This window comes from Natronobacterium haloterrestre (assembly GCF_900112205.1).
GTDB lineage: Archaea > Halobacteriota > Halobacteria > Halobacteriales > Natrialbaceae > Natronobacterium > Natronobacterium haloterrestre.
In genome coordinates this window covers 1-3,866 of sequence record NZ_FOKW01000027.1, presented here as the reverse complement: position 1 = coordinate 3,866, position 3,866 = coordinate 1, and the positions used below count along the sequence as shown (strand labels likewise).

The following is a 3,866-nucleotide window of genomic DNA, read 5'->3' as shown; positions in this document are numbered from 1 at the left end:
CGGTGTACACAGCTGTCGCCTCCTCATTCCTTCCGAAAAGTACCACCGATAAGCCGCCGCAGTCATGCGATTCTTGGCTTAGCTAAAGACGGATGATTCGCATGTATAGTGAGTAGGTGGTTCACTGGATTCGGTGTAAATCGCCTCGGGGTCAAGCCCCGAGGCTTTCGCGTGGACTCCCGTTCTATGCCTCAACAGAGGCAGGGGGTACGTACTCCCCGCTCACGTTCAGCATCCCACGATTCAAGCGCACATCTACGGGTGCGCCTCCATCGTCTGCATTTTGCCGACGACGGAGATACTGCAAACCGATGTTCTTGGAAGCGTTGTAGTCGGCGTGGTTCTCATACCCGCACTGCTGACACTCGAACGACTCCCCGTTACGGTTATCGTCGTGGGTAAACCCACACGTCGAGCAACGCTTCGACGTGTTACGCGGGTCAACCTCCACGGCTTTGACGCCGTGTTCTTCAGCCTTGTATTCGACGTATTCGTAGAGGCGTCGGAACGCCCACACGTGTTGCCATGTCGCCTCGGGGATGTTCTCCCGAATGTGGGTCAAGTCCTCGAACACGATGTGCGAACAGTCTTTCTCGACTGCCTCCTCGACAAGTTCCTTCGCCACCGTGTGCAGGTAGATCTCGAACCGCCCGTACTCTTTCTGTCCGACGCTCTCGATGTTGTCGTGGGCGTGGCGAGACCCACACCGCTGGAGCGATGCACGACGCTTCTCGTATTCTCGACGCCAGTGGTTGAACTCGTCTGCCGACCAGAATCGGCCAGTCGAAGCAACGGCGAGGTTGTTGACGCCCAAATCCACACCAAGGACTGTTCTGTGCTTGGACTCGGATTCAGACGATTCCTCGTCTGCTTCGACTTTCCGCATTGAGGCGTGGAGATACCAGTCACCGTCACGGTACTGGAGGTGTGCCATCCGAAACTCGAAATCCTCGTCAGAGACGTACTTTGTCGGCGGTGTCTCTGAGTTGTCGGGAATGATGTAGTCGCACTCAACGCGCCCGTCCACAGTCGAAAGGGAAACGTGGTCACGATGGAACGTCGCACTCCGCTTGTCGTACACCGCGCTATCGGCAGAAAAGTGCGGTTGCGACGTGTTCTCGCCACGTTTGATGCGTTCGACTCCGCTTTTGACGGCTTCGACTGCCCTGCGAATCCCTTTCTGGACGAGGTTCGCAGTGAGGTCGGTTTCGTCGCGGAGTCGGTCGTAGAGGGCGCGTTCGGCTTTGGCTTTGGAAGTGACGTGGTAGCCGTCGTCGCCGTGCCAGCACCACTCGCTCGCGGTGTTGGCGCAGTGTTCGAACTGCTCGACAGTCTCTCGAAGGGAAGCCTCTGCTCCTTCAGGAGTGTCGAGTTTGATGACGGCGGTACGACGGTATTCCACTGTATTTTCACATACAAGGCTGGTGTTACTTATACATTTGGGGGTCGGCCTATCACTGTAACGTGGTTTGTGTCATCGAGTCCCGGCTTCCTCCACGGGGTCAAGCCCCGTGGCATCCGCCTCGATTCTTCTGTGAAACAAATACAGTCGTAGTGCTGCACTCATCCTCCGGATTCAGCAGGCATTTTCTGACGGATTCTGAGGAAGACGTTCGGCTTGAATACAGGGCGCGTCCGCAGCACGCCCATCGGCTCTATCTGCGAAGGTGGTATCCGCTCCGTACGGCTGACGGAGATCCGGATTGACTGCCGATTTCGTTGATCCACGACGTGCCGTTACGACTGTCTCGCGTTCGAACTAGTCCCTCGACTCCACTCTTCGAGGAACCGCTCGGCGCGTCCTTCGCCTCGACGAATGAGGCCATCGATGAACTCCGGATTTCGATCGAGTTTCGAGGGCGCCGATAGGTCTCCGTCGAGGGAGAGCTTTCTGACCTCGACCTGCTTGTACTGGGCAGGGAGACTCCCTCGCTCGATCAACGTATTAATCCGTTCGATAAAATATATTTCCTGATACAGCGAGAGATTCCCTGCCAGTTCGTTACGACGATCGCCGATCTCCTCGACCGACTTCGGGACCTTCTCGCGACGTTTGGGATTGATCTGGATGATCCAAATCTCGTCCGGTTTCTCCCTCGGGTCGTCGGGAATCGTCAAGAAGTCACGGATCGGTGGATTCTGTGAGAACAATCCGTCCCAATACCAGTGGCCACCAATTTCGACCGCCTCAAACAACGTCGGGATCGCTGCCGAGGCGAGGACCGCCTCGGCCGTCACTTCTTCGTTCCGGAACGTGTCGAACTCGCCCTCTGTCACATCAGCCGCCCCGACGATCAGATCGACGTCGGCACCGTCCGCGAGTTCGGGAACCCGATCGAACTCGACGTGCGATTCGAGAGTGCTGAGAAACCGATCGCGTCCAACTGAGGTGAACGGCAATTCGTACGGACTGAGCACCATCAGCGGCCCTCCGCGGGCGGCGAACTGCGCCAGTTTGACGGTCCACTCGTTGGCGATTCTGTCGAACGGAGACTGAGCCGAAAAGTCCCGCCAGATTCCCTCGAGCGTCTCGATAGCACGGTCCGCTCCGCCGGCAAGAAACCCGTACCAGGCGGCGGTCGCGCAGATCGCTCCGCCGGAGGTTCCGCTCAACCCGACGAGTTCGTATGATCGGTCGTCGTGTTCGTCGAGAAGTCGTTTGAGTACCCCTGCGGTGTAAGCGGTGTGACTGCCCCCGCCCTGACATGCGATTGCGACCCGAATGGAGTCATCGGTGTCCGTGCTGGTACTCATATCCCTCGATACGGCGTAACACTACGTAAAATAGAAACACCGTAGTGCGTCCAATATTCGGTACCTGCCGGTGCTGTTATCGTCTCAATAGTTGGTATTAGTCGTGCAAACTCGGATTCATCGGAATCGTAACGTTTCTCTCCCTGCTGAAGCCACAGCGCGAGTGCGGTACTGGGTGTGTTCGAAGTCGGGAGATTCGAGCCACTTTGAGTTCCTGGATCCGAAGGACCGCACGAAATACTCAGCTGCTACGGGGTTCAGCCGCAGGCTGCGTTACGTCCTCACCGGCGCGGCGGCCACCGTAGGCGACGGCAACCATCGAGAGCCCAGTCGTGAACAAGCTAACCCCGACGACCACCCCGACGACCCAGGCGGCGTCCACCGGGAACCCGGACCAGAGGAAGATCGCCAGCACGAGCGAGAGTACACCGCTGGCTGCGATCCATCCCCGGCCCGGCTCACCGGCCATCCGGAGACTCGTCCCGAGTTCTGCCATTCCATCGACGAATAGAAATGCGATCACGAGTAGCGTCAGGCTCAGCAGTCCGACGACCGGATTCGCCAGGAAGACGACGCCAGCGAGGATCGAGACGACGGCGAGCGATGCTTGCCAGATCGACCCCTTCCAACCGCGTGCGGCGTACGCGTGACCGGCGTGGGCGATGCCTCCGAGTACCAGCAAGGCACCGATGACGTACGTTAGCGCGATTCCTGTCGCATACGGAAGCACGATAGCGAGGAAGCCGATCGCAGCGATGATGCCTCCCACGAGCGCGAGCGAACGCCATTCTTCCCGCGGGCTGTACGTTCCAGATTTTGTCGTTACTATGCTCATTTGTCCTCTAGTACCAGAGACGACATGTGAAGATAAACACCTTTTCTACGATTCTACAGTCTGTGCTGCTGACGGACCGATCCGCCGCCGGACGATTCACGAGATCGTAGGATTTCGCGTTTCCTAACAATTACACAGCATCCGCCGCGATGGGCGATCAGAAATACGCCGCACGCGGAGTCGACGATATCACGGGGGATAACCTCTCTGCACTCGACACACGATTAATTGCCCTGGGCGACCTACGCCTCTTAGTCTGAAATCATAATAATGCCGT

General features: G+C 57.8%; 3 protein-coding genes. All 3 read right to left on the bottom strand.

Going from position 1 to position 3,866, the window contains the following annotated elements; translation table 11 throughout:
• Window positions 1-184 precede the first annotated feature (184 nt).
• Entirely contained in the window at window positions 185-1,402 is a 1,218-nt protein-coding gene (locus BM113_RS21650; protein WP_089790187.1) for an RNA-guided endonuclease InsQ/TnpB family protein, read from the bottom strand.
• A 335-nt stretch (window positions 1,403-1,737) separates the two neighbouring features.
• A complete protein-coding gene (locus BM113_RS21645; RefSeq protein WP_089790186.1) occupies window positions 1,738-2,754 on the bottom strand; it encodes a patatin-like phospholipase family protein in 1,017 nt (338 codons plus the stop codon).
• A 241-nt stretch (window positions 2,755-2,995) separates the two neighbouring features.
• Window positions 2,996-3,589, bottom strand: a complete 594-nt coding sequence (locus tag BM113_RS21640) for an HdeD family acid-resistance protein (RefSeq protein WP_089790184.1) — start codon at window positions 3,587-3,589, stop codon at window positions 2,996-2,998.
• Window positions 3,590-3,866: the final 277 nt, after the last annotated feature.

Excerpts from the sequence above, each read along its gene's own strand:
- BM113_RS21645 (WP_089790186.1), bottom strand. The coding sequence starts at position 2,754 with ATGAGTACCAGCACGGACACCGATGACTCCATTCGGGTCGCAATCGCA.
- BM113_RS21640 (WP_089790184.1), bottom strand. The coding sequence starts at position 3,589 with ATGAGCATAGTAACGACAAAATCTGGAACGTACAGCCCGCGGGAAGAA.